The sequence below is a fragment of the Nocardiopsis alba DSM 43377 genome (genome assembly GCF_000341225.1).
In the GTDB taxonomy this organism is placed as follows: Bacteria; Actinomycetota; Actinomycetes; order Streptosporangiales; family Streptosporangiaceae; genus Nocardiopsis; species Nocardiopsis alba.
The window spans coordinates 1-26,106 of the sequence record NZ_ANAC01000012.1; the positions used below are offsets into that span (position 1 = coordinate 1).

The following is a 26,106-nucleotide window of genomic DNA, read 5'->3' on the forward strand; positions in this document are numbered from 1 at the left end:
CCCGTGCGACTCTGGTCCTCAACCGGCGATGGAAATGATCTTCGTTGAGAAAACCTCAGTGCTAACTGTCAAACCAGGAGCAGCAGACCTCTGGGTTGCTGTCATATTAGCGGTGCCGCCTGCAGCGTAGACATCATAGACAGAGTTACCCCCGTCCGTCCCCCTAACTCCAGCAGTTGTCCTTCTGCCCTGTGCGGCAGATGGAAGCAAATCATGCAGGCCATCAACCGTGCTCTTGAGATCTGGTGAACAGAAATCGTTTTGATTGTGGTTGAGGACATCCAGGTCCCCGGCTGCCACGTGGTAGGTGTGGACGCCCTGGACGGTCAGGTTATGGACCGTCGCCGTCTGGGTCCAGGCCTGAACCGCGGAGACCTGCACCCAGGTGCCGGACGAGGTCTGCAGCCACATACCCGGGGCCAGATCGATCGCGTCCACCCACAGGCCCGGGTCCGGAACCCAGAACGGGTGACCATCGGTCGCCACGATCACATCGCCCGCGGCCACCGGCCCCGGAACACCCGCGGATTCCTCATCCGCACCGGCCTCGTCCCCTGCGGGGGCATCGCGTTCGGTGGTCGGGTCGATGGTGATCTGCACCAGGGCCTTACCACCCGAGCCCACGATCGTTGCCATGACCGTCCGAGCCGATTGCTCTCCTGTCTCGGGATCGGTCGCCAGAACCTTCTCGCCGACATCGACGTCCTCGATGGGTTTGGTGGACCCATCGGCCATCACCACACCCGTCCCCGGAGTGAAGCTGTTCCCGATCGGACAGCTCACGTTCTGCATCTTCTTGTTGGCCCGGTTCAGGCCCTTGATCCCATCGATCAGCTCACCGCCCAGGGCGGAGATCCGTCGACCCAACTCGGCTGCCTTACCCCACCGAAGCCCGTACTTCGCGGCGAGCTTGGCGGGCAGCCCGCCTACGAACATCAAAGCCACGTTCAGCGCGGTCTCGCCGCACGCGCCCAGGTCGCCGGAAGTGAAGCACTCCAGGCCTGCGGTGATACCGAGCTCATCGGCCACCAGTTGGGCCAGGCCGGTCGCCGCGGAGATCAGCTTCTGCCTGGCCTCGATCCGCTCCATCCTGGCTTCGCGCTGCTGCCGCAACGCCGCCTGCTGGGCCTGGTGATCGCGCATGTACTGCCGCTGCTTGGCCGTGGTCCGCATCGGCGTCACGTTGTACCACTGCTGCACCACCGCACCGCTCGCGGTGGCACGCATCGCCTTGCCGTCGGAGTGGGAGTACAGCCAGTTCTTGCCGTTGCGTTGCACCGGGGAGTAGATCAGCGGGCGCCCCGTCTTGGAGTTCACCCCGTCCACGATGATGTAGTACAGCCCATCGGGGTCTGAGTAGGTGACCGGGCTGTTGTTGGCGTAGGCGTAGCCGTGCATCTGCTGGTGGTCGGTCACGTCCAGGATCGGATCGACCGAGATGAAACGACCCAGTGTGGAGTCGTAGGCGCGTGCCCCGATCTGGGTCAGCCCCGTGGAGGCGTCGATGGTGCCGTTGGCGAACCCGCGTTCCGCCGGCCAGGCGTCGCCCGCACCGCGCTCGGTACCGAACGCGGTCATGTACCGGTGGGTCGCCTCACCGGTGCGGGCGTTGACCGCGACCTGCCCGGTCCCGTGCAGGTCGGCGTACATCCACGACAAGGTGCCGTCGTTCTGGCGGACCGCGACCGTCTGCCCGGCGTGGGAGTAGAAGCGGGTGGCCTCTTTGATCAGGTCCTGTTTGTCCAGACGCAGCTCCATACCCGGCAGATACAGGGTGGTGGAGGTCGGGTCATCGCGGAGCAGACGCTGACCGTCGGCGTCGTAGGTGTAGGAGGTCCGGGATCCGTCCTCTTCGGTGACCCGGACCAGATTGCCTTCGGCGTCCCACTCCAGTTCCTGGTCACGGGCGGCGGTGGTGCGACCGGTCATGTTCCCGGTCTCGTCGTAGGAGTACTCCTCAAGACGCTCACCCGCGGGGCCGGACTCCTCCACACTGGTCAGGGCCTGGGGCGCTACCCCGGTGGCTCCGCCGTGGGTGTAGGTGCGGGTGATGTCACCTCCGGGAAGTCCGCGCTGGACTTCGGTCTCGCGGTTGCCGAGTTTGTCGTAGGTGTATTCGTGCCAGTAGGGGGCGGCTCCCCCCAGCGCGTCCGCCGAGGGTCGGTCGGCGCAGGCCTCCTCACCCGTGGCGTCGGGGGTCCATACCCCGGTCATGCGTCGCATGTGGTCGTAGGTGAAGCACTGCACGTCCGCCTGGAGGTGCTCGGCGGTGGGTTCGTCTCGCAGGTTGAGGACGTTGCCCGCGTCGTCGTAGGTGTAGTACTGGTGCACCAACGACCCGGTGAGTCCGCGTTCGGGCACCAGCGTGGTTTCGCTCGTCCGCCCGGTGGCCGGGTCGTAGTCGCGGGTCATCCACGTGGTGTGGGTGTTCGAAACTCCGAGATCCAGGGCGAGCTGACGCAGTTCACCGGTCTTGCTGTAGACGGTGTCGGTGACGTAGTCGGTGAACCCCGACATCTGGGTGGGCATGCCCAGCTCGTTATAGCCGTAGGCCACCGTTTCCTGGCCCAGGCCGCCGGCGGCGGGCAGCGTCAGCGCCCGGATCGAACCGTCGAGGTTGTACTGGGTGGAGAACCGGTAGCGTCCTCCCAACATCGGCTCACTGCCGGTGGGAATACGGATCTCGGTGGTGGTGGGCCGGTAGAACTGGTCGTAGCGCACCACCCGGGTGGTGTAGGGCTCCCCGTCGGTGTAGCGGGTGGACGAGGTCAGGTGTCCCTTGGCCAGGGTGTCGTAGACCCATTCGGCCCGCTTCTCGCCCTCCAGTGAGTCCTCGTACAGCCCGGTCTGACGGCCGACCTCGTCATAGGCATAGGCCAGGGTCTTGCCGCGGGCGTCGGTGGCGGACACCAGCTGGTCGAGGTCGTTGTAGCTCATCGTGGACACACCGCTGAGCGGGTCATCGCTGCTTACCAGGCGTCCACGCAGGTCGTAGGTGTGTTCCCAGACGTTGCCCTCGGGGTCGGTGACCGTGGCCAGAGCGTCGTTCTTCGCGTAGGTGTAGGTGATGGCGTCGTAGTCGCCCTCGGGTACCCCGCCGTGGTGGGTGCGCACCTCGCTCAGACGGCCCCGGGCGTCGACGATGGAGGTCGTGGCGACCGCGCCCTCGGGCGGGGTGACCAGGGTGCGGTCACCGTGGTGTTCGGTGCTGGTGCGCCAGCGTTCCTCGCCGAAGGCGACGTGGAGATTGTCCGTGACCCGTCCGGCCCCGTCGTAAAGGGTGAAGGCTTGGCGGGGGATGTCGGCGTCGTTGTCGACGACGAACAGGGTGTCGGTCGGATCCTCTTCGTTGAAGTAGGCGGCCCTGGACTTGACCTCACGCCCATGGGTGTCGTGGAAGGTGTCGGTGACCAGGCGACCGCCGCCGGGCGCGGGCCCCTGGGTCTGGCGTGGGCGCAGGAAGGCGTCGAAGATCTCGTGGGCGGTCGTGTACTCGGTCTGGGTCTGCAGCGTGTGCGTGGTGATCGAGGTGGGTGCGTCCTGGCGGACGTGGTACTCGAACTTCGCGGTGGGAGTGTCCGTGGCCTGGTCACGGTCTGGCAGCCACACCGAGGTGACACGGCCGAGGGGGTCGTAGGCCATGGTCATGGTGCGACCGTTGGCGTCGGTCTCCGAAATCGGAAGACCACGGGCGGGGTCCACGGTCGTGGTGGTGGTGTGGCCCAGAGGGTTGGTCTCGGTGACCGACTCGGGCAGCCCGGAAGCGGTGAAGGTGTACTCGGTGGTGGTCACCCCGCCGGAGGCGTCGGTCTCTTTGACCGTGTTGCCGAAGGAGTCGAACTCGGTCCGCTCGACCGTCTGGTAGACGGGCTCACCATCCGAGTAGGAGTCGAGCTTGCGGGTGCTGGTGGGAAGGCCCCGGGTCGGAGCGTCGCCGTGGTCACCGCCGTCATAGAGGACGAGTTCGTCGGTGATGACGTCGTCGGGACGGTTCGGGGTCTGCTCACAGTCGATGGCGAGGGTCTCGGCTCGGGAGACCAGGTTGAGGATTCGGGCGCCGGTATTGCTGACGTAGGTGGTGTTGACGCACGTCTCGTCACCCTCGACCTCCACGTCACCGTGGTCGCGGACCCGGGTGATGACACCGTCGTCGTTGATCGTGTTGTCGACCCTGGTCCGGCGCCAGGATCCGTCGGCGAGACGGGTGAAGCCGATGACCTGTTCGGTCTGGGTCCTGGTGGCGGTCTGCTCACCCCAGTCGTGGGTGACCTTGGCGGTCTCCTTCCACCAGGGGGTACTGATCTCCCGAGAGATGTCCTGTCCGCCTTCGCCGTCGCGGACGATCACCTCACGGACCATGCCGTGGAGTTCCTTGTGGTCGGTGTGCTTCTCTCCTCGCGAGTCGGTGATGGAGACCGAGCGCTTGCCCGAGGGGAGCTTGTCCTCGTGCATGCCCTGGAAGTACAGATATTCGGTCTCGGTGCGCTCGTCCCCCTCATGGCCTGTGCGCACGATGACCCGCTCGTAGCCGCGCCAGTCGGCCCAGGTGCGGTACTTGTCCTTGACCATGCCGTCGGCCTCGGTGTACCGCCAGGCCGGGGACCCCACGTAGTCGTAGCTTGTGGTCATCGTGGGCTGGTCCGAGACCAGGTCCACCTCGTTGACCTCGGTGACCACGTACTTGTGGAACCAGTCGGTCAGCTCCACCCCGCCCTCGGGGGTCCACAGCACCGGGTAGCAGCGCCGGGTGTTCTCGTGCGGCTCGGGTGTCTTGCCGGGTTCGCACTCGGGCTGGGAGTAGGTGATGTCGAACTGGCCGCCGGACTCGGTGTAGATCGAGGTGATGCGCCAGCGCAGCATGGGGGCGATGTCGTCGGTGGGCGAGTCGACCCGGTTGGGCATCTGGGTGCCCGCGAAGCTGATCTTGGGCATCGCTTCGGTGCCGCCGACCTTGCCGACGTGTTCGATCGAGTCCAGCCACAGGGTCGGACCGGTGCCGTCGCCGGCCTCGGGGAAGGAATGCTCCAGCTTCCAGGTGTCCACGTCGGTATAGGAGCCACCGACACGGATCTGGGTGGTGATGGCGTCGAGCTTCTTGGTGGACCAGAAGGTCGGCGAGTGGCGACCGGCGCAGGACTGCCCCGATGCGCAGTCCTGGTCGAGGGGGACGTCGGGCCAGTGCTCGGCGTTACCCGATGTGCGCTTGTCGGCGGAGCAGTCGAAGGAGGAGGTGACCAGGCACCGCTCGGAGGAGGAGAAGACCACCCGGGCCGGGGCGGTGGCGTAGACGTCGTCGCTGCGCAGCCCGTACTCGATGCGGGCGATGTTGGCGGCGCGCACGTAGGGGGTGGCGGTGTTGGTGAGGTTGCGGCCGTAATGGTTGGTCTCGGCGTCGTAGTAGAACGTCATGACGTTGCCGTGTACGTCCACGACGTAGTCGAGGTTCCACTTGTTGGCCTGCTGACACCAGGACTGGGAGAAAGTGGCGTTGTAGCAGGGCTGGCCGGACTTGGTGGCGTAGATCGGAAGGGTCTGCGCCGAGTTGGTCTCGGGGTCGCCACTGGACCAGCCGGGCAGGCGGTTGCGGCCGAAGAAGTACCGGGTGCCGTCGGGGGTGGTGACCTTCCAGTACTCGCCGTCGTGGGCGCCGTTGTCGGCTCCGGTGAGGCGTTCGACCTTGGTGCCGTCGTCGTTGGACAGGCGGTAGGTGCCGTCGTCGTCCTTGATCAGGGCACCGGAGTGGCCGGTCATCGACAGGGTGACGTTGTCGGTGTTCCAGCACAGGTCACCGGTCTTGTGCCCGGAGTCCACACACGCGGAGTAGCGGCGTTCGATCGCGCCGGGGGCGTAGGCGAACCCGTCACCGATCCAGGAGGTCTGGTTGTTGGAGGTGGCGATGCGCCCGTCCACGCCTCCGGAGGAGTAGCCCAACCCGATGGCGGGGTTGAGGCTGCTGGGGGCCGGTGGGGTGGGGAAGGAGTAGGACCAGGAGAAGTCACCGGACTGGTTATTGACGTTCCAGCTGGAGGCCGCCGAGAGCTGGGTGGCACCGTAGTCGCCGTTACCTCCCCCCGGGGCGGCGGCCAGCGCTATCAGCGCGCCCTGAGGGGCCGCGCCGACCCTGGCGGTGAGATGGTGATCGTGGGCATCGTTGGCCAGTAGCTCGGCCGAGTCATAGCTGACGGTGTCCTCGGCCGCGCAAGAGTCGTCCAGGACGCACTCGTCCAGCTCGACCACGCTCAGCCGGGAGGCGTAGTCACCACCGAAGGCCTCGGCGAAGTCGGAGTAGTCGATGCCGAGTTCGACCGGCGCGACGCCGGGTGAGCCGTCGGTACGGGTCACACGCAGCAACAGACCGTTGACCCCGATCTGTTCGGCCTCTCCTTGACCCAGGACCTCGATCCGGGCCGAGGTGACCGGTTCCGGTTCGGGGACCTCGATCGACGCGACCTGCTCGGGAGCCGTGAGGGTCTGTGCTTCTTCGTCGGGGGCGGTCTCCTCGGCTCCGGAGGACTCGGAGCCCTGTTCACCCTCGGCCGGCCCGTTCTCGCCGTCAGCGGCCTCTTCGCCCGCCTCCGCGGTGTCGGGTCCTTCTTCGAGGGTGGCTTCCCCCGTCGTTTCGTCGCCCGTCTCGTCGATTTTCTCGGCCCGGCGCTCGGCCGCCCGCTCCTCCAGCTCCCTGGCGGCCTCCTCTTCGAGCAGCTCCTGCCAGCGCTCGGGCACCTCCCAGTCCTCGAACTCCTCACCGGTCACGGCCTCCACCGTGACCAGTGCGTTCTCCGGTTCGTTGAGCGTGCGAGCCGTGCTCTGATCCAGGTCGACATCGATGCTGGTGGCCTCGGGCCAGGTCACCGTCGCCGGAGCGGTCACCGCGGCCTCGGCGACCGCGTTGTCCTCGGCCAGGGCCGAGGCGACCGCGTCACGGCCTTGGACGGAAGCCTGTTCGTCCACCTCGGGGCGAGGGTTATAGGCGGTGGCCGAGGCCGGGAGCGTGTTCAGCAGCCCGGCGACCATCATCGTGGCCACCACGTAGGTGATGCCACGGCGGAGCGGGCCGGGCCTGGTCGAAGCGGCAGAGGTGGGAGCCGGGGAAGGGGTGTCACTGCGCGGGGTCACAGCAAGCCTCCTGTCACCCCGCCTTCATGGGCGGGGTGACGATCACAAGGGGAATGTGGGGTCGGGGGGTGGAGCTCGGGATCAGAGCCGCGGAACGGGGATCTGTCCTGCGTAGACCTGGGAGAGCTCGCGTTCGTCGAGCACCCCTTGGTAGGTGTGGGCGTCGTCGAGGTCGCCGGTCCAGAAGTAGGTGTTGTTCCCGCGGTGCTGTCCGCTGCCGATCCGCACCGGGCCGTCGGCGTGCCAGGCGTGGTCGACGCGCACGCGGGATTCCTCGAACCCGTTCACGTAAAGGACCAGTTCACCGTTGGTGTGGTCGTAGACCCCGGCCAGGTGCACCCACTCTCCCAACCTGGCGGGGGTGGTGGAGTAGGCGTAGGTCCATCCGGCCGAGCCGTCGGTGGGGGCGTCGTCGTGGGGGGCCATCTTGAAGGTCCAGTTGCCGTTGGAGCCCTGGTAGCCGAGGTGGAATCCGCTCTGGAATCGACCGGACTGGCTCAGAGCCGAGGTGTTGATGCTCTGACCGGTCTCGTCCAGGCGTACCCAGGCGGCGGTGGTGAAGCTGCGGTCGGTGCGGATCGCGGGCCCGGTGGCCTGGATGTACTCGTCGTCGCCGTTGAGCCGGACCCCGGGGGAGAAGGTGATGTCGTTCTCGGCCTGGTCCCAGGCGGTTTCGGGGTCGGCGTGCAGGGTGGCGGTCAGACCGTGGTCGGTGGAGTCGGCCACCGTGGTGCCCTGGTATTCGTCCAGGGACCAGTGCCCCTCGGGAGCCAGGGGGCGGTTGGCCAGCCTCCAGATCTCGGAGTGCTGTTCGGTGTCGGTGACGGTCTGGTCCAGGACGAGGCGGTCCCAGACCTTGACGTCGTCGACGGCTCCGGGCCAGTAGTAGTTCCCGATCCCCTGGAAGAGGGCGCGTCCCACGGTCAGGGGGCCGGTGGCCTCCCAAGGGCCGGTGTGGGTGGCGCTGCCTTGGCGGACGCCGTCCACGTACAGGACGAGCTCCCCGGTCTGGGAGTCGTGGGTGCCCACCAGGTGTGTCCACACCCCTGTTTCGGCGGGGGCGGAGGAGGTGACGACGGCCCATTCGCGTGAGCCGTCCCAGTACTGGTCCTCTGGGGACATCTTGAACACCCACTCGCCGGTGTTGCCCTGGTAGCCCAGGTGGAAGGCGCTCTGTTCCTCGCCTTCCTGCGCCACGGCGGTGTGGTGGGCGTGGGCGCGGTCCAGATTGACCCAGGCCGAGACCGAGAAGGTGCCGCTGGTGTCCACGGCCGGGTAGTCGGCGTTGATCTGATCGTAGGGGCCCGGGTCGCCGTCGGTGTAGCCGCTGGTGTGGACGGCGGTGCCGTTCAAGCGGGGGGTGGGGTCGGTGTCGGGGTTGTCGACGGTGCCCACTCGGCCGCGGACCCAGTCGACTCCCTCGGAGAGGGTGGCTCCGCGTTCGGGGTCGATGGTGTCGACGGCGCGATCGCCCTGGCCTTCGTCGAAGGCCAGGGCGACGGGGTCGCTGGGGGGTGCGACCAGGAAGGTGTAGGCCAGGACACAGTCGGAGGAGTTACCGAAGGCGTCCACGGTGCGGGCGTAGATGCGGTTGGGGCCTTCTTGACGGGGGGTGAGGGTGATGGTGACCGAGCCGCCGGGGCTGCTCGGTTCGATGTCGTGGACGCAGGAATCGTCGTTGAGGGCGTACTTGTAGCCGGTGGCGTCCTCGACCCCGTTGTTGGAGAAGGTGAATTCGCCCGGCAGCCCCGGGGAGCCGTGGAAGACGTCGCCGGCCGGGTAATCGGTGGAGGTGACCTCGGGCCCCTGTTCGGGGCGGTCGGTGCTGACCATCAGGTAGCAGCGGGTGGACCACCCCGACCAGGAGATGCCGTCGTTGGCGTTGGCCCGGTAGGTGATCAACACGTTCTCCGGCAGGGTGCCCGAGCGCACCGATTGGAAGGACCCGGAGGACCACACGGCGACGTCGGTCATCGCGGTGTCCACGTCTCCCACGCGTTCGCCATCGACCCACCAGGCGAAACGGGTCTTGACCTTCTGTCGACCGGCGGAGGTGGAGTCGCGGTCGCGCACGTAAGCGGTGAAGGTGGGGCGGGTCTGGTTGATCAGCCTCGGGGCGTCGGGGTCGGTGGCGCATTCGCCGCCGTGGGAGTCCGAGAGTCGAGTGGGGGTCTCGGGCGGGTTGTTGTAGTCCACCTGCAGGGTGGGGTTGGAGGCGAAGCGACGCCAGTCCCAGTTACCGCTCGAGCGAGTCTCGTTGCCGCGCAGGCCCAGAGTGGTGGTGGCGTTGCCCGCGTCCCGACTCCACACGTATCCGGCGGTGGCGTTGAACTCCACCGTCGGTGAGGCTCCGCCGGGGCAGTTGGAGCGTCCGGCGTTGATGGTGCGAGTGTCCAACCTCGTACGCCATGCCGAAGTCTGGGAGTTCCAAGTGGTGGAGGAGGTGATGGCGTCGGTGCGCCACAGTTGCACTTGGGCGTTGGAGCATCCGTAGGCGTGGGTGACCTTGGCCCGGAAGGTGGCACGGGTGATGTCGGCGTTGCGAGTACGCGAGTCGATACTGAACCGCCAGAACGCCCGCTTGGTGTTGCCTTGGGCCGGTTCGTAACCCACTCCCGGGGTGTGGGAGGTGGCGTAGTTCCAGTACGACTGAGTGGGATAGTTGCGGTTGACGTAGGCGCGGCCCACCCGGCTCACCGCCACCGACGGATCGATGTAGACCGGGTACAGGGTGGCCTCATCAGTGAGCATCGCCGTGTCCGGGACCAGGCGGATCCTGTCCGGAGCCAGATCCACGTCCAGCAGCGCGGTACGGGCACCGGTCGGCGCCATCACGGTGGCGTCCTCGGCCATCTCCTCCTCACCCGAGGAGTCCCACATGGCGGGAGCCACGGCGCTGAACACGCTCTCCTGGCCCTTGTCGCCGATGGCGTCCAGGTTGCCGTGCTCACCCAGACGCATGGTCACGCCCTCGGTGGTCAGCCCCAACTCCAGGTCGTTCAGCAGCTCGTGCCGGGCGGCTTCGGGGGTGTGCACCACCAGCACCTGTCCGAACCCGTCGACCCCGGCGGTCAACACCAGGTCCACATCCGGAAGGACATCGGGGTAGGTGGCCTGATCACCTTCGAGTACCGGTTCGGGGAGATCCTCATGCCAACTCAGCTCGACCGAATTGGAGCCCAGGCCGATCTTCGCCAGCACGGAGTCCCCGCCACCGGAGAAGAGGATGTCGGCCACCACGGCCTTGGGGCGCACCCGGCCACGGGAGTCGACCACCAGGTCGGTGTCGACGGGGGTCCACCCGTCGTCCTCACGCACGCGTACAGGGTGCGCGTTCTGCTCCATGGTGAAGCTGCCGTCAGGGTTGGCCAGATGACGAGTGGTCTCGGTGGTGGCTCCGGCGATCTCTACCGGCTCCCCGCTCTCCCGGGCCCGGATGATGGCCGCCTGCTCCGACGGGTCGGCGGTAGCGGCCGCGTTCTCCGCCGCGGGTGGAACAGGGGTTTCGTCCGCGTGCGCGGTCGAGTGCAGGAAGGGCGTGAGCAAGGTCGCGGCCAGGAGGGCAGCGGTCGATGCGCGCACGGCGCGGGGCATGGCGAAGTGCTCTCTAGACCCAGGTATGGGGGATGACCGAGCTGCGGGATGTGTCCCGGTCGACGGGACTCACTCGGGCGGACCCTGGGAACGCGATGGAAGTTATCAGGGCAAAACGAACAAAGTTATAGTGACGTATATCACTCGTTCGGTCCAGGAGGCCTGAAATCGCGTAAAGCAAGCATGAATTGGCCCCAGGACACGCCAGAGTCCGCATCCGGCCAAGGGTTTGAGGTTTAGAACGTTTTCGAGGCAAAGCTCCTGAACAGGACCCGTCACGGAACGCCTGACTCCCGGTTCCCGACACGCCTCCGGTCCCGGTCTACGGCCACCGTGTTTCGGTGCCCTTTCCTTGATCTACGCTTCGGTCCGTGAGGACGACGACATGGAGCCGGGTTCGTGAGCGGGTCCAGGCCCTGGCTTCCACGGGTCGGGAGCACGACGCGTTCGAAGCGCGGAATCGGTACGGAGCCAAGGGGCACAGCCTGCCACTCGCCGCCCCGCTCTCAGCGGCGGAGATCGCCGAGGTGGAGACACAGTGGGGCGTCTCGCTACCCGAGGACTACCGCGGGTTCCTCCTAGAGGTCGGTGCCGGCGGAGCGGGCCCCGGGGCTCAACGTACTGGGCAGAACAGCGACCGGATGGGCATGGGACGGGGGCGAGGGTCGGCCCCGGCACGCCATCTTGTCGGCCTCCTTCGTCACGGCCCGGGAACGAGTACGACTCCTGGCCGAGCATGAGGACCAAGAACCGGAACGGGCCGATTTCGCGACGCGGGAGGCGTTCGACGCCGCGTACAACGAGTGGCGCGACGCCGACGACCGCCTTTTCGCCAGGTTCGCGGACGGGGCCGTGTGCCTGAGTCACGAGGGATGCGGCCACTTCCACTGGCTCGTCGTGACAGGCCCCGAGCGCGGCAGCATGTGGGTCGACGGCTTCCCGGCCGAAGGGGGTTTCCGCCCCCTCGGCGCTTCAGGAGCGAGGGTCGGGTTCGCCGACTGGTACCTCGGCTGGGTCGCCACCTCTGAGTCCCTCCAGTGATCACGACCAGAGGAAGACCTGGGAACGGCGATGATGGGGTGCTGTCCGGCGAGGAAATACGCAAGGCGCTAGCGGACTCTCCCGGGCTATGCACTCCGTTTGTGTTCCTTATTTCTGGACTGGGGGTGGCTCGGGGCAGTATAAAGCAGCAACCTGATTCGGATGGTGAGAGAAACAAAGGTACGCGACGGTGTCCGGATGTCGGACTTCTCATCCGACGCATCAGGTTTCAAGCCTGCCAGTTGTGCCATGTAACCATAGATGAAGTCCTCATCACTCATGAACGCCGCGTGCGTCCCTGATGTGATACCCAGTGCAAGGTCAGCGCATGTGTGGGCGAACTACGCGGGGCACCTTGCCGACCCCAGGCTCAGGCGTAAGAACTTAGGGCTCTAGTCTGTCCTAGGCAGCCGGGTGCGTTAAAACGCCCGCGAACTTTCCAGATGGTCGCATGGGCGAAACTATCTACACGCCACGTTCAGAGGTGGTTCTATCTGCCACTGGCCGTCGATGCGTTGCCTGAGGAATGCCCACACCATGGAAAAATTCAACATGTATTGAACAATCTCGATGCTTTGTATTTAGATGAACCGCCCTCGAAGCTGGCTGGTGTTCAGTGGTTAATGCGCTTCCCGCTCCAGGGGTGTGTTGTCAAGGAAAAATCCAGGGACTCCACCATTGGGATGGCTGATTGTGAATAGAAGAACAGGTGAGGAGATTTAATTGCAGACTTCCATTGCTACGCTGGCTCAGGTTATTCCTGCCATTTACATTGCATTCACTATCTATCTCCAATATTCTCTTAAGTCAATGTTTGACACAAAACCTCTCGTTGATCAGGAGGTGAAGATAAGGGAACGAGAAGCTGCGCTTGAGCGAGCTGATTGTGGCATCACTGCTCTTCGGGCTAGGAAGATTGACCCTGAATCCATCCCTGGCCGGCATGAGGAGGTGAAGCGACTCGCCAGTGCTCGATTTTACGCGCTAGAGGAGCTTATGCAGCTCAGGAAGGAGCTGTGTGCACTACGCTTTGGGTATATATTCATGGTGTACAGTATGACGGTAGTGTCACTGCTCGTTTCTCTGGCTGCTGTGGTCGAGTTCTATCTACTCTACCTGCTCTTTCATCAGTGGACTCAAGTGGTTCCAGTTCTGTTTGCGGTGGCAGCGCTAATGGCACTGCTTGGTATCTATTCGATTGGTGAATCCGTTGCCCGATTTGGCGACCCAAATCGGAGAATATGTCAAGTGAATGTGCATGGAGAAATCGCTTTTGGAGTTTGCTTGGTCGGTGGAATTGGGCTTCTTTTGGCGGCGGCGATTTCTGTGGCCGTGATTGCATGAGAGTTATCCATGTGTGGAGAATCTCTCCGGATTTAATTTGATTGTATGTCAGAATAAATGCATCGGTCTTTTGGTGTGAGGGCTGCGTCTCTCGGTGAGAGAAAAATCCAGGCTAGTTAGGGTTCACCTTCAGCCTCGCCCGTGGTCGAGAGCTAGTCCTTCCTGGGAATCGCCGATCTCTGGGATGGTTATCCGGAGGGGGATCCGACTACGGACGCTTTCCAGTAGGACTCCCGCGAATCGGAGAGTGAGGGGGCACGTGCCTACTGGACTGCCCGCCCGTGAGGAGGGCGAAGGGTGAGAGCACACGGCTTCATTCGCATCGTTCTGACGACTGCCCTCCTTATCGGCTTGGTGGGATGTACTCGATCCGATGACCCTTTCCTGATCACGAATGAACTGGATGTGTCGATCAGTCATTGGGCGTCGGCCTCCTGCCGAGACGACCTCTACCTGATCGTCGAAGCCGAGGACGGGCGTAGGTTCGTGCACGAGCCTCCGCTCTGCGACGACGGCCACTGGGTCATCTCGGAATGATCAGGAGGCTCTTCCCTCTGGAGGTACGGGGAGCGGCCATGAGCCGGTGTTCTCGAACCCCTTCTGGACGGTAAGAAGCCCCCGGTGGACGGGTTTTCGCCCAAGAATTCCCGGTCCGCCGGGGGCGCCACACGCTGTAGCGCCGCTCCACGACCGTCATGGTCACGCCGCCCCGAACCCCGGCGGCCTTGGAGACACCGCCGGACGGGTCACTCGGAACGGGCCCTCAGCTCTCCCGCTCCTCCGAAGACGGATCCTCCGCCAAGAGACCGTGGACCTCCCGCAACGCCGCGAGCTGCGCCGGGTTGTAGAGGTCGACCAGGGCCTGGGCCACGGTGATCATGGCGTCGCGCTTCCTGCCGCGAACGAAGAGCCCCGGGTTCTCCACGGAGGGGTACTCCTCGCGGATGGAGCGGATGGAAGGGGCCATGCGCTCCGCCAGATCGCGGACCGTCTCCTCGTCGGCGTCCGCGGGGAGAGCGTTGAACTCGGCGTCGACCTTCTCGTGGGTGGCCGACATATCTCGGATGTCCTGGATGAACTCTTCGGTGAAGAGTCGCGCGGAGACCATGATCATCGCCCGATCCGCGTCCGACAGATGTGAGGCCACCTCCTCGAACCCCGCCGGGACGTCCGCCGACGTACGATGCCGCAACAGCGGCGCGAGCTCGGCGCGGATCGCCTGTTGCCGCTCGATCGAGGCGGCCAGCTCATCGTCCAGGGCCCGCACCGTATCGACGAAGCCCTCCTCCGGCCCGTCCAACAGAGCGATCTGCGACAACGACATCCCCAGGTCGCGCAACCGCCTGATCTGCAACAGCCGCACCAGGTGGTTCGTGTCGTAGCGCTTGTAGCCGTTCAGAGCCCGCTCCGGCTCCTCCATCAGCCCGATGGAGTGATAGTGCCGGATGGTCTTGATGGTCGTGCCCGCCAACGCGGCGAGTTCACGGGTGCTCCAGGCCATCAGAGGAAGACGTACGTGCTCGACATACACCCATTCTCCGGGTTCCACCGACGGAACGGAACCATCGCCGAACCACCGGGAACGCCACGCCCACCGAGGGATCCGGCCGACACCGGAACGGCCGGATCCGAGAAGCGGGATTTGACCATGCCCCTAGGGCATCGTTTGTGATGTGGGTGTCCGGGACGAACCCGGATGCGCCGACCCCGTCGAGGCATCCGCCGTCCCCTCCGACGACCGACCCGAAAGGGCACAGCCATGAGCAGCGCGGACCACGGAACCCGACCCCGACGCATCGAGATCGAAGAACTCTTCGCCGACCCCTCCTTCGCCAACCCGAAGATCTCGCCCGACGGGACCCGGATGGCCTACCTCGCCCCCGAACACGGACGACGCAACGTCTGGGTGCGAGGCATCGACCAGGACCATGACCAGGCCCGCTGCGTCACCCACGACGACCGGCGGGGCATCACCACCTACCTGTGGTCCGACGACTCGCGCTGGCTCCTCTACCTCCAGGACACCGACGGCAACGAGGACTGGCACCTGTACCGGGTCGACCTCGACGACCCGGACGCGCCCGCCGTCGACCTCACCCCTCTCCCCGAAGGATCCCGGGTCTTCGGAGCCGAAGAGCTCCCCTCCCACCCCGGCCACGTGCTCGTGACCATGAACCAGCGGCCGATGTCCCTCGACCTGTTCCGCGTCGAGGTCGCCACCGGCGAGATCACACTCCACCACGAACAGGCCGGCCCCACGGAGAACGTGCTCCTGGACCACGACGGCCGCCCCGTGTTCGCCTCCCACCTCGAAGAGGACGGCACGCTGGAGTTCTCCGCCATCGATCCCGACACCGGAGACCACAAGAGCCTCATCCGTATGGGAGGCGCCGAATATCCGCTGGGCGTCCACCCGCAACTGGTGACCCCCGACGGCACCGGCCTCGTCATCGGCGCCTACCACGAATCGGACCACCTCAGACTCGTCCGTATCGACCGCGAGACCGGCGAGATCACCGTCCTGGCCGCCCTCGAGGACCAGAGCCTCGACATCATGGGCACCATGCTCCCCGGCGTCCTGCCGCCCACCGTCTACACCCACCGCCGCACCGGAGAGATCCTCGCCGCCCGCTTCGTCGGACCGCGCCCCCACATCGAGGTGCTCGACGACGACTTCGCCGAGGTCTACGCCAAGCTCTCCACCCTCTCCGACGGCGTCCTCGGCACCCTGTCCTCCGACGACACCGGACGCCACTGGATCGCCACCTTCGTCCACGACCGTGACCCCGCCGTCGCCTGGTACTACGACCACGAGACCGGGCAGAGCCGCCGACTCTTCCGGCCCTACCCGCACCTGGACCCGGCCGACCTCGCGCCCATGGAGGCGGTCGAGTTCCCCGCACGCGACGGACTGCCGCTGCACGGCCTGCTCACCCTCCCCATCGGAGTCGCCCCCGAGAGGCTGCCGCTCGTACTGCTCGTGCACGGCGGACCCTGGATGCACGACACCTGGGGCTACAACCCCCAAGCGCAGCTCCTCGCCAACCGAGGCCACGCCGTACTCCAGGTCAACTTCCGCGGCTCCACCGGCTACGGCCGCCGCCACACCACCGCCGCCATCGGCCAATTCGCCGGAGCCATGCACGACGACCTGCTCGACGCCGTCGACTGGGCCGTCGACCAGGGCTACGCAGACCCCGACCGGATCGGCATCATGGGCGGCTCCTACGGCGGCTACGCGGCCCTCGTCGGAGTCACCTTCACCCCCGACCGCTTCGCCGCCGCCGTCGACATCGTCGGCATCGCCGACCTGGCCAGCTTCATGCGCAACCTGCCGCCGTTCAGCCGCCCCTACCTGATGACCAGCTGGTACGCCTACGTCGGTGACCCGGACATTCCCGAGCAGGAGGTCGACATGCTCGAACGGTCTCCGATCAGCCGGGTCGACAAGATCACCACGCCGTTGTTGGTGGCCCATGGGGCCAACGACGTACGGGTCATGCAGGGGGAGTCGGACAAGATCGTCGCCTCGCTGGAGGAACGAGGGGTGCCGGTGGAGTACCTGCTGGCCGAGGACGAGGGGCACGGGTTCGCCAACCCGGAGAACGAGATCCGGTTGCAGGAGGCGATCTTGAGGCACTTCGAGAAGCACCTGGGGGAGTAGGGGTGTAGGGGTTTCGAGAGTTCGTGTTGTGAGGGCGGGGCGGGGGAGCGGGGGGTGGGGGTTGTGGGAGGGGTGCGGGGTGGCTGTGGTCGCGAGGGGCTCGGGTGTTCGTGAGAGCATGCCGGGGGAGTGGGAAGTGGAAACGGCGCTGGGCGCTGTCGGTGAGGGAAGGTCGAGGTCGGCTGTTCCTTAACCGGCGAGTAGGTCTCGCGAAGATAACGCCCCGCGTTGTTGCAGGTCATTAAGCTGAGCCCCACGCACGTGGGGATGGACCGCGCTCCCACTCCCTCAACAAGGAGGCCCTGTCGTGAGCCCCACGCACGTGGGGATGGGCCGACCAAGAAGGGCCTGGTGGTTCCAAGATTCGGAACCACCAGGCCCACCATGCTCGGAGACCGGTTAGGCTGTGGCCTTCGCCACCGCTTCCGCGACCTCTTCCCAAGATGGCAGGCTCTTCTCCTCGCTCCTGAGCACCGACACCGAAGGCATGGCCTCAAGTTCCTGGAGGCTTCGCCTGAATGCAGGGTGCCCCGCGAGCGCCTCACCGGCCTTCGGCACGATGATCGTCGGGACACCGCGACCGATCATCTCGCAGGCCAAGGCGACGGCGAACGTGTCGGTCAACCCGAGGGCGGTCTTGTTCGTGCTGTTGAACGACCAGGGGCAGGCCACTACGGCTGCACCGGGAGGCATGCTGCGTCCCGTTCCCGGAAGCCGGAACTCGGTCCTCACGGGTTCCCCGGTGAGGTCGGCGAGGGCGTCCAGGTCGTGGAAGCGCGCTCCCATGGGAGTGGACAGGACCGCGACGTGCCGGCCCTGGTTCTGGAGGAGTTCCACGAGACCGTTCACCGGCTCGTGGTCGCTGGTGGACGCTCCGGACAGGAGCAGGTACAGGGGGCGCTGATCAGTCATGGGACCAGTTTCGGGGGTCCCGGTCGCATCCTCGACATCAGCCCCTGCAACGGCTCAGGGCCCGACTGCAGGAAGCGATCTTGAAGCACTTCGAGGAGTACCTGGGGGTGGGTGGGTCTTGGGGGCTCGGTTCGTGAGGAGGGGAACGGGAGTGTAGGCGGGGCGCTCGTGGCTGTGAGGGGCTCAGGTATTCGTGAGAGCATGTCGGGAAGTGGAAGCGGTGCTGGGCACTGCCGGTGAAGGATGGTCGAGGTCGGCTGGTTCTTAACCGGCGAGTAGGTATCGCGAAGATAACGCTCCACGTTGTTGCAGGTCATTAAGTGTGAGCCCCACGCACGTGGGGATGGACCGGCGTTGACGGTGCCGTGGTGGTGGGTGGAGGGGTGAGCCCCACGCACGTGGGGATGGACCGTACCCAGGTATCTCCGATATCCGCGCGTCGGCGTGAGCCCCACGCACGTGGGGATGGGCCGCGTGGGAACGCCACCCCGACCAGGGAGGTACGGTGAGCCCCACGCACGTGGGGATGGACCTTGCTTCTTGCACCATTCGCACATCAACAGCACGTGAGCCCCACGCACGTGGGGATGGACCGAGCGTTTCCCCCGATACGGCGACGAGCGGGCCGTGAGCCCCACGCACGTGGGGATGGACCGGGTCGGCAGGTTCGTCGGAGGCCTCGACCGCCGTGAGCCCCACGCACGTGGGGATGGACCGAAACCCTGGACGCGCTGATCTGCGAGGTGAACGTGAGCCCCACGCACGTGGGGATGCCGGGGCTGTCCTCAACAGGAGGTCCTCCGGTCAGCGGGCGCTCTCTTCATGGGCGTCGAGAAGGTCGGCCACGAGTCGGCGGGCGTACGCGGTCTCAAGACCGGCGGGGCGAAAGAGGATGCGGTACATGATGGGGGCGACGATGCCGTCCAAGGTCTCTTCGACGGCGGGGGTGTTCTCCCCACGACCGCTCGCGCGGATGAGGATGGTGTCGATCTGTTCGGCCGCGTAGGCGGAGCACCGCCCGGCGTTACCGCCGTCCGGGTCGCCGAGTAGAGCGTCCCGAATGTAGGCCCGGCCCGAACCGGATCCCATCTCGTCGAGGAACTGTTCGGCCCAGGCGGTGAGGTCGGCTCGCAGGTCGCCGTGGTCTTCCGGTTCACCCTCGGGGCGCAGACGTTCCACCGCGACGTCCGACAACAGCTCGGTCAGGTCACCCCAACGGCGGTAGATCGTCGACGGGGTGACCTCGGCGCGTTGGGCGACCATGGGCACGGTGAGGGCGTCGCGCCCGACCTCGGCCAGGAGTTCACGTACCGCGGAGTGCACCGCGGCCTGGACCCGGGCGCTACGCCCTCCGGGGCGCACCATCTGCTTGCGACTCATGGATTCAGTCTAAAGCTCGCCCTTTGCGTTTAGCGGTTCTCTGAAGCGGAACGGAGACCGCTCGACGGTGGGTATCGACGGTCCTCGCAGCCTCGAGACGGACAGTCGGTCCACGGGCCGGGCTCAGCCGACCGGAGCGAGCGCTCGAGCGGGCCGCGTCCGTTCGTAGGCGTGGCCTGCTCGCAGAAGCGTTCGCTCATCGAGGGGGCGGCCGATCAGCTGCATGCCGATGGGCATGCCCGCCGTGTCGTGGCCGACCGGGACGGACAGGGCCGGCAGCCCGGTGATGTTCGCCGGGGCGGAGAGTCGGACGTAGGCGTCGGAGACGCTCTCGGTCGTACCGTCCGGCCAGGTGACGCTCTCCTGCGTGGCCGGAACCGCGGTCATCGGAACGGTGGGGGCGGCGACCATGTCGACCTCCTCCAGAAGGTGGTTCCACGCGTCGCGCATCAGCGTGCGGGCGCGTTGGGCCCTCAGATGGTCGCCCGCGCTCACCAGTTCGCCGGCCTCCAGGAGGATCCGCACGTCCGCCTGGTACAGCTCGGGCACGGTGCGCAGGGTGCGCTCGTGGTAGGCGGTGGCCTCCGGCACCATCAGACCCCACTGAGTGGCCTGGACGTAACGGGTCATGGGGATCTCGACTTCGACGAGTCGGGCACCGAGCTCCTCCATTCCGGCGATGGCGTGGTGGACGGCGGCGGCCACTTCCGGATCGACGTGCTCGAAGTAGTAGTGGCTCGGCACTCCGACGCGCACACCGCTCAAGTCCGGGTCCGTCTTCGGCCGGTGGTCGATGGCGGGGGTGTCCAGTGAGGCCGGGTCGCGCGGATCGTGCCCGGTGAGGGCGTTCAGAACCAGGGCCGCGTCCTCGACGGTGCGGGTGATCGGCCCGACGTGGTCGAGGGACCAGGACAGCGCGGTGATCCCGTGGCGGGGGACCAGCCCGTAGGTGGGCTTGAGGCCGACCACTCCGTTCAGGGCGGAAGGCACTCGGATCGACCCTCCGGTGTCGGTGCCGAGGGAGAACGTCGCTTCCCCGGCGGCCACCGCGACGGCGGATCCGCCACTGGAGCCTCCGGCGACCCGGTCCCGGTCCCAGGCGTTGCCGGTCTGCGGGGTGGTCAGGCCATAGGCGAACTCGTGGGTGTGGGTCTTGCCGACCAGGACGGCGCCGGCGGACCGTAGTCGGGCGGCGACCGTACTATCGGCGGTCGCGCGATGGTCGGTCCGGACCCGGGAACTGGCGGTGGTGGGCATGCCGGCGACGTCGATCAGGTCCTTGAGGCCGACCGGGACACCGTGCAATGGCCCCCGGTATTCACCTTGGGAGATCTCCCGCTCGGCCTCGTGCGCCGCGTGGCGGGCCTGTTCGGCGGCGACCATGACGTAGGCCTCGAGGTGCGGCTCGATTCGTTCGATGCGTTCGAGGACGGAGTCGACCAGTTCGACGGGGGACAGTCGCCGTTCCCGGATCAGGGACGCGGTGGCGGCGAGGGGCAGTTCATACGGTCGCATCGGGCTTCTCCTGTCCTACGCGATAGGTGCTCGCGGGCGGGGTGTCTCCGAAGTCCAGCTCGCGCAGAACCGAGACGACGGTGTGGATGTGGTCGGCGGTGGCCGCGACCGCCGCGTGCCGGTCATGGGGGAGCGGCAGTCCGGCCCGGGCGGCCCAGCGGGCGGCCTCGGGCGGGGTGAGCTCGGTGGAGGACACGGTTCTCCCATCCGGTCGGGGCGGGGCGCCGGAGCACCTCACGCCAAAAGCTAACTGTTTGCTTTAGTTGACGGTAGGTCCTATCGTCGCTTAAGGCAAATGTGTTGCTTTTGCGGGAAAGGGGCATGGTCAGCGGCCGCGCGCCCTTCGTCCTCGACGCGTCGTGCCCCATGACCGCCTCAACCGGCCCTGCCCGCAGGAGTGGCCCGGACGGCCCTCGCCGTGTCACGGCGCGCGGCGGCCGCCCCCTGTCAGGCCATCGATCGCCTCTAACGAAGAAGAAAGGAAACGAGAGACCATGCGGACCCCTTCCACCATCCCCTCCTGGTCCGTGGGCGACGTCATCGTCCACCGCGTCGACGAGGTCCCGCTGCCACCGGCGACCGGACTGTGGTTGCTACCCGACGCCACCCCCGATCTGGTGCTGGGCCAGGACTGGCTGCGCCCCCACTTCGCCGACCACGATGGCGTCCTCCACATCGACAGCCACAGCTTCGCGTTCGTCGTGGACGGATCGCGCGTGCTCGTCGACACCGGCATCGGCAACGGCAAGCAGCGGGCCAACCCCGCCTGGCACGACCTGCGCACCGACTACCTGGAGCGGCTCACCGAGGCCGGCTTTCCACCGGAGACCATCGACCTGGTGATCCTCACGCACCTGCACGCCGACCACGTCGGCTGGAACACCCGACAAGTGGACGGCGCGTGGGTGCCCACCTTCCCCAACGCCCGCTACCTCACCAGTCGAACCGAACGAGAGTTCTGGGCCGGCCAGGACATGGACGAGGCGCGCCGCCAGATGTTCCGCGACTCGGTGATCCCGATCGAAGAGGCCGGCCTGCTCGATCTGATCGACGTCCCGGCCGAAGGCGCGCGGATCTCACCCGGCCTACGCCTGATCCCGACCCCCGGCCACACCCCAGGCCATGTCGCCGTCGAACTGGCCGTCCAGGGAGAAACGGCACTGATCACCGGCGACTGCGTCCACCACCCGATCCAGCTCGCCCATCCCGGCATCCGGGCCTGCGTCGACATCGATCCTCGGCGCTCCGAGGCCACCCGCCGTGCGCTGCTCACATCCCTGGCCGCTACCGACACCCTGCTGCTCGGAACCCACTTCGCCCCGCCCACCGCCGGTCGGGTCGTCACCGACGGGGACGCCTACCGGTTGCTACCGGTGTCGGCGGGCTGAGCGGGGGCTTCAGGACTCTGGAGGGGGAGAGGGCTTTGGTGCGGTCCGAAAGCTCGGGAGGGCCGTTGTTCCGGGTCGGTCCGGCTTTCGTGAGAGCATGCGGTGAGATGGAAGTGGTGCCGGGGTGTCGGTGGGTAGGACGGTCGAGGACGGCTGTTCCTTAACCGGGCAGTAGGTTTCATGGAGATAACGCCTCGCGTTGTCGCAGGTCATCAAGCGTGAGCCCCACGCATGTGGGGATGGACCGGAATCGGAGCACTTGAGCGCCATAGAAAGGGAGTGAGCCCCACGCACGTGGGGATGGACCAAACTCGCAACGACCGCGACTGGCCCAGCCCGACCCTTACACGGCGTCGCGTGCCGAATCGGTGAGGTGGCGCCAGGTCCGTACGAGCTGGCTGAACTCCTTGACCTGCACGAGCACGTGGTCGCGGGCGGCGTTCTCCGCGGCCTCGGCGTCCCCGGCGACGATGGCGTCGGCGATCGCGCGGTGCTCGGCCAGGGAACGTCGCATGCGGTCGGGCACTCGGAGCTGGAGCCTCCGGTACGGCTGGAGGGCCCGTTTGAGCGCGTGGGCCTGCTGTCGCAGGTATTCGTTGCCGCACGCCTCAGAGACGACGCCGTGGAAATCGGCGTTGGCGTAGTAGTACCCGTCGGCGTCGCCCGCCGTGGCGTACCGCTCGCATGCGCGCAGGGTGTCCTCGAGCCGCTCTATCGACTCCCGCTCGATGCGGCGTGCGCAGAGCCGTGCCGCCATCCCCTCGAGCTCGGCCATGACCTCGAAGCGTTCGGCCAGCTCTGAGACGCCGAGCTCGGTGACGTACGTGCCCTGCTTGGGGCGGATCTGCACCAGCCCGGAGCGTTCCAGGGCCTGGAGCGCCTCCCGGATCGGTGTGCGCGAGCACCCGAACTCGAGCTCGAGTCGCGCCGGATCCAGGCGCTCGCCCGGCCGGTACCGGCCCTCGACAACGGCGTTCTCCAGCGCGTCCCGGACGCGTTGGGATTCCGGAACCCGAGCCATCGACACCTCCGTGCCCAGATTAGCCGACCGACTGAGGGGGTTGCGCTCCACTGTTCCATACCTTACGTTCCCTGTTATATATATCACCCCAAGTGATGTATGTTACTTAAGGAGCGGAGATGCGGCCCGACGGAGCGCGCGAGACCGGTCCGGTCCGACCGGCGAAAGAGGGGCACGACGGTGGTCCCCAGACGGCCGATACGTCGGGGCCGTCCGCCCTGGAGCGCCTGCTCACCGACTGCGAGATCCTCATGGGCGACGTGGGCGAGGCCTCCGTCCGCGCGGTCGCGGCGCGGGCCCTGGCCGCCTACGACGAACTCGACGACCCCGGCAGAACGGCCTTCTTCACCCACGTCATCAAGGACCACGGCGTCGACCCCGACCGGGTCCGCGCCGCCTTCCACCGCTGGGACGAGGCCGACAACAGCGGATCCGGAGGCGAGGAGGAGCTGGTCGAGCTCTTCGACGCGGTCGAGCCGGCGCGCCAGCGACTGCTCCGCCGGATGAACCACGCGCCCGACGCCACGCTCGCCCTGGTCGGAATGCGCGCGGACCTGCGCCGGCTGATGCGCCGCCATCCGGAACTACGCCCCCTGGACCACGACCTCCACCACCTGCTCGCCTCCTGGTTCAACCGCGGATTCCTCCGCCTGGCGGAGGTCACCCCGGACTCGCCCCGGCGACTGCACGACCACCTGCTGCGCTACGAGAAGGTCCACCCGATGGCGGACCGCGCCGAACTCCGCCGCCGCCTGGAGCCCGCGGACCGCCGCATCTACGCCTTCTTCCACCCGGCCACCGGAGACGTGCCGCTGATCTTCGTGGAGGTCGCCCTGGTGCGGGGGACCCCGGGCGACATCGCCCCCCTGCTGGAGCCCGGCCCCGCCCTGGACCCCGGGGAAGCCGACACGGCGGCGCTCTACTCGATCAACAACGCGCTGGACGGCCTGACCGGGATCTCCTTCGGCAACCTCCTCATCAAGCAGGTCATCGAGCAGGTGCGCGACCGGCTGCCGCACCTGGAGCACTTCGTCACGCTCTCACCGATCCCGGGGTTCCGGCGCTGGCTCGACGAGCGGGCCGAGAACGAGGCCGACCTGCGGGAACTCGTCCGAGACCTGGACGCCGTGGACGGCCCGGCCGACCTCGACCCCACGGAGACCGCGCGGATCCGCCCCCGGCTCCTGCCCGTCCTGGCCCGGTACATCGCGGCCGAGAAACGCGACGACGGGCGGCCACTCGACCCGGTCGCCCGCTTCCACCTGGGCAACGGGGCCGCCGCGTGGAGGCTCGACTGGCCGGCGAACACCTCGGAGCAGGCCTGGCGGCAGTCCTACGGCGCGATGGTCAACTACCGCTACGAGCCGGACAAGCTCGAACGCCGCCACGAGGACTTCGTCCGCCGCCGCACCGTGGCGCTCGACGGCCCCCTGCGGGACGCACTGCCGGACGCCCCGGGCTCCGACACGTGAGCCACCTCCACCGCATAGAACGAGAAAGAGGAACACCAACGATGGCGCCATTCACGGCCATTCACCGATCCTTCGCCGAGCAGGCGCGACGGCGACCGGACCGGACACTGTTCGAACTGCCCGGCGGCGAGAGCATCACCTACGGGCAGACCGAAGAGACCGTGCGACGGATCGCCGCCCGCCTCCTCGCCGACGGCGTCACCCCCGGCGACCGGGTCGCGATGCAGGTGGAGAAGTCCCCCGAGGCCGTCGCGCTGTACCTGGCGACCCTGCGCGTGGGCGGGGTCTTCCTCCCGCTCAACACCGCCTACACCGACGCGGAGATGACGTACTTCCTCGGCGACGCCCGGCCCCGCGTGCTCGTCTGCTCACCCGACCGCCGGGCCGAGCACACCGGTCGCGAAGCCGAAGGGCTCGTCGTCGAGACCCTGGGAACCTCCGGCGACGGCACCCTCCTGGAAGGGGACGGCCGCCACGACGGGGACCACGACGCCTCGGCCGAGGACCCGGCGGCCATCCTGTACACCTCCGGCACCACCGGGCGGTCCAAGGGCGCCGTTCTCACCCACGGCAACCTCGCCTCCAACTGCGAGGCGCTGCTCCAGGCCTGGCGGTACACCTCCGAGGACCGGCTGATCCACGCCCTGCCGATCTTCCACGTCCACGGGCTCTTCGTCGCGGTCAACATGACGCTGGCGGCGGGCGCCTCCATGCACTACCTGTCCGGGTTCGACACCGACGCGGTCATCGACCTGCTGCCCCGCGCCACCGTGCTCATGGGCGTCCCCACCTTCTACACCCGCCTACTGAAGAGCGACCGGCTGACCTCGGAGTCCTGCGCCTCGATGCGGCTGTTCGTCTCCGGTTCGGCCCCGCTGCTCGCGAGCGACGCCGAGGCCTTCCAGGCCCGCACCGGCCACGCCATCCTCGAGCGCTACGGGATGACCGAGACCGGGATGAACACCACCAACCCCTACGAGGGGCCGCGCAAGCCCGGCACGGTCGGCCGGCCACTCCCCGGCGTCGAGATCCGGGTGGCGGACCGGGAGACGGGAGGGAAGCTCCCCGACGGAGAGGTCGGCATCGTCGAGGTCCGCGGACCCAACGTCTTCTCCGGCTACTGGCGGATGCCGGAGAAGACCGCCGCCGAGTTCCGCGAGGACGGCTTCTTCATCACCGGCGACCTGGGCCGCGTCGACGAGGACGGCCACCTGTGCATCGTCGGCCGGGACAAGGACCTCGTGATCTCCGGCGGCTACAACGTCTACCCCAAGGAGGTCGAGGAACTCCTCGACGCGCACCCGGGGGTGCTGGAGTCCGCCGTGATCGGCGTCCCCCACCCGGACCTGGGCGAGGCCGTGGCGGCCGTCGTCGTCCCCCGGCCGGGGCGGGAACTCCAGGCCGAGGAGCTGCTGGAGTCCATCTCCGGAGACCTCGCCCGATTCAAGCGGCCGCGCGCGGTGCGCGTCGTCGAGGCACTGCCCCGCAACGTCATGGGGAAGGTGCAGAAGGCCGAACTGCGCGAACGCTACACGGACCTGTTCACCGGCGCGGACGCCTGACCGCCGCTCGCTCCCACCCCCCCGACGGCCGTCCCCCCGGCGTCTCGCCGGCCGCCCCCGGCGCTCCCGCAGGCCACCCCCCCCCGAAGCAAGGAGA

16 protein-coding genes and 1 CRISPR repeat array are annotated in these 26,106 nt (G+C 67.1%); of the genes, 8 read left to right on the top strand and 8 right to left on the bottom strand.

Annotated features, from left to right (window positions below; genetic code table 11):
- Positions 1 to 18 precede the first annotated feature (18 nt).
- The gene (locus tag D451_RS0112435; protein ID WP_020379956.1) at positions 19 to 7,017 is read right to left on the bottom strand and encodes an RHS repeat-associated core domain-containing protein; all 6,999 of its coding nucleotides are present in this window, start codon (positions 7,015 to 7,017) and stop codon (positions 19 to 21) included.
- Positions 7,018 to 7,197: 180 nt separating this feature from the next.
- On the bottom strand, positions 7,198 to 10,710 hold the full coding sequence (locus tag D451_RS0112440) for a LamG-like jellyroll fold domain-containing protein (protein ID WP_017534645.1): 3,513 nt from the start codon (positions 10,708 to 10,710) through the stop codon (positions 7,198 to 7,200).
- 527 nt (positions 10,711 to 11,237) lie between these two features.
- Between D451_RS0112440 and D451_RS28600 the strand changes: the two genes are divergently transcribed.
- The 4 genes from D451_RS28600 to D451_RS28805 all read left to right on the top strand — a co-directional run bounded on the left by D451_RS28600 (position 11,238) and on the right by D451_RS28805 (position 13,632).
- Complete coding sequence (locus D451_RS28600) at positions 11,238 to 11,450, top strand: SMI1/KNR4 family protein (protein ID WP_241463335.1); 213 nt, start codon at positions 11,238 to 11,240, stop codon at positions 11,448 to 11,450.
- A complete protein-coding gene (locus D451_RS28605; protein ID WP_017534646.1) occupies positions 11,395 to 11,751 on the top strand; it encodes a hypothetical protein in 357 nt (118 codons plus the stop codon). The genes D451_RS28600 and D451_RS28605 overlap by 56 nt, the downstream gene beginning before the upstream one ends.
- 723 nt (positions 11,752 to 12,474) lie before the next feature.
- Positions 12,475 to 13,095 carry a hypothetical protein gene (locus tag D451_RS27895; RefSeq protein ID WP_152472870.1) on the top strand — a complete coding sequence of 207 codons (621 nt, stop codon included), beginning with the start codon at positions 12,475 to 12,477 and terminating at the stop codon, positions 13,093 to 13,095.
- A 405-nt stretch (positions 13,096 to 13,500) separates the two neighbouring features.
- Positions 13,501 to 13,632, top strand: coding sequence for a hypothetical protein (locus D451_RS28805; RefSeq protein ID WP_017534647.1), 132 nt, complete (start codon positions 13,501 to 13,503; stop codon positions 13,630 to 13,632).
- 226 nt (positions 13,633 to 13,858) lie between these two features.
- Here D451_RS28805 and D451_RS0112455 read toward each other — a convergent pair whose 3' ends face one another.
- Positions 13,859 to 14,626, bottom strand: a complete 768-nt coding sequence (locus D451_RS0112455; RefSeq protein ID WP_017534648.1) for a helix-turn-helix domain-containing protein — start codon at positions 14,624 to 14,626, stop codon at positions 13,859 to 13,861.
- Positions 14,627 to 14,854: 228 nt separating this feature from the next.
- Between D451_RS0112455 and D451_RS0112460 the strand changes: the two genes are divergently transcribed.
- Positions 14,855 to 16,759 (top strand): S9 family peptidase, encoded by a 1,905-nt coding sequence (locus tag D451_RS0112460; protein WP_017534649.1) that lies wholly within the window; start codon positions 14,855 to 14,857, stop codon positions 16,757 to 16,759.
- Positions 16,760 to 17,158: 399 nt separating this feature from the next.
- Here D451_RS0112460 and D451_RS0112465 read toward each other — a convergent pair whose 3' ends face one another.
- From D451_RS0112465 to D451_RS0112480, 4 genes are all read right to left on the bottom strand, one after another.
- Positions 17,159 to 17,671 (bottom strand): flavoprotein, encoded by a 513-nt coding sequence (locus D451_RS0112465; protein ID WP_017534650.1) that lies wholly within the window; start codon positions 17,669 to 17,671, stop codon positions 17,159 to 17,161.
- A gap of 322 nt (positions 17,672 to 17,993) precedes the next feature.
- A CRISPR array of direct repeats spans positions 17,994 to 18,445; the repeat unit is 25 nt; unit sequence GTGAGCCCCACGCACGTGGGGATGG.
- Positions 18,446 to 18,475: 30 nt separating this feature from the next.
- Positions 18,476 to 19,051 carry a TetR/AcrR family transcriptional regulator gene (locus tag D451_RS0112470; protein ID WP_017534651.1) on the bottom strand — a complete coding sequence of 192 codons (576 nt, stop codon included), beginning with the start codon at positions 19,049 to 19,051 and terminating at the stop codon, positions 18,476 to 18,478.
- Positions 19,052 to 19,174: 123 nt separating this feature from the next.
- On the bottom strand, positions 19,175 to 20,566 hold the full coding sequence (locus D451_RS0112475; RefSeq protein WP_017534652.1) for an Asp-tRNA(Asn)/Glu-tRNA(Gln) amidotransferase GatCAB subunit A: 1,392 nt from the start codon (positions 20,564 to 20,566) through the stop codon (positions 19,175 to 19,177).
- Positions 20,553 to 20,762, bottom strand: coding sequence for a hypothetical protein (locus D451_RS0112480; protein ID WP_017534653.1), 210 nt, complete (start codon positions 20,760 to 20,762; stop codon positions 20,553 to 20,555). The genes D451_RS0112475 and D451_RS0112480 overlap by 14 nt, the downstream gene beginning before the upstream one ends.
- Before the next feature lie 298 nt (positions 20,763 to 21,060).
- Here D451_RS0112480 and D451_RS0112485 point away from each other — a divergent pair, with 298 nt between their 5' ends.
- Positions 21,061 to 21,954 (top strand): MBL fold metallo-hydrolase, encoded by an 894-nt coding sequence (locus tag D451_RS0112485; RefSeq protein WP_017534654.1) that lies wholly within the window; start codon positions 21,061 to 21,063, stop codon positions 21,952 to 21,954.
- Between the two features lie 343 nt (positions 21,955 to 22,297).
- Here D451_RS0112485 and D451_RS0112490 read toward each other — a convergent pair whose 3' ends face one another.
- On the bottom strand, positions 22,298 to 22,975 hold the full coding sequence (locus tag D451_RS0112490; RefSeq protein ID WP_017534655.1) for a GntR family transcriptional regulator: 678 nt from the start codon (positions 22,973 to 22,975) through the stop codon (positions 22,298 to 22,300).
- A 119-nt stretch (positions 22,976 to 23,094) separates the two neighbouring features.
- Here D451_RS0112490 and D451_RS0112495 point away from each other — a divergent pair, with 119 nt between their 5' ends.
- Positions 23,095 to 24,447: a malonyl-CoA decarboxylase domain-containing protein gene (locus D451_RS0112495; RefSeq protein ID WP_017534656.1), complete on the top strand. Its 1,353-nt coding sequence runs from the start codon at positions 23,095 to 23,097 to the stop codon at positions 24,445 to 24,447.
- A gap of 41 nt (positions 24,448 to 24,488) precedes the next feature.
- Positions 24,489 to 26,009 carry a malonate--CoA ligase gene (locus tag D451_RS0112500; protein ID WP_017534657.1) on the top strand — a complete coding sequence of 507 codons (1,521 nt, stop codon included), beginning with the start codon at positions 24,489 to 24,491 and terminating at the stop codon, positions 26,007 to 26,009.
- The last annotated feature ends 97 nt before the right edge of the window (positions 26,010 to 26,106 follow it).

Coding starts and splice junctions, on each gene's coding strand:
- D451_RS0112500 (WP_017534657.1), top strand. CDS start 24,489: ATGGCGCCATTCACGGCCATTCACCGATCCTTCGCCGAGCAGGCGCGA.
- D451_RS0112475 (WP_017534652.1), bottom strand. CDS start 20,566: ATGCGACCGTATGAACTGCCCCTCGCCGCCACCGCGTCCCTGATCCGG.
- D451_RS0112470 (WP_017534651.1), bottom strand. CDS start 19,051: ATGAGTCGCAAGCAGATGGTGCGCCCCGGAGGGCGTAGCGCCCGGGTC.
- D451_RS0112495 (WP_017534656.1), top strand. CDS start 23,095: ATGCGGCCCGACGGAGCGCGCGAGACCGGTCCGGTCCGACCGGCGAAA.
- D451_RS0112485 (WP_017534654.1), top strand. CDS start 21,061: ATGCGGACCCCTTCCACCATCCCCTCCTGGTCCGTGGGCGACGTCATC.
- D451_RS0112460 (WP_017534649.1), top strand. CDS start 14,855: ATGAGCAGCGCGGACCACGGAACCCGACCCCGACGCATCGAGATCGAA.
- D451_RS0112465 (WP_017534650.1), bottom strand. CDS start 17,671: ATGACTGATCAGCGCCCCCTGTACCTGCTCCTGTCCGGAGCGTCCACC.
- D451_RS0112435 (WP_020379956.1), bottom strand. CDS start 7,017: ATGATGGTCGCCGGGCTGCTGAACACGCTCCCGGCCTCGGCCACCGCC.
- D451_RS0112490 (WP_017534655.1), bottom strand. CDS start 22,975: ATGGCTCGGGTTCCGGAATCCCAACGCGTCCGGGACGCGCTGGAGAAC.
- D451_RS0112440 (WP_017534645.1), bottom strand. CDS start 10,710: ATGCCCCGCGCCGTGCGCGCATCGACCGCTGCCCTCCTGGCCGCGACC.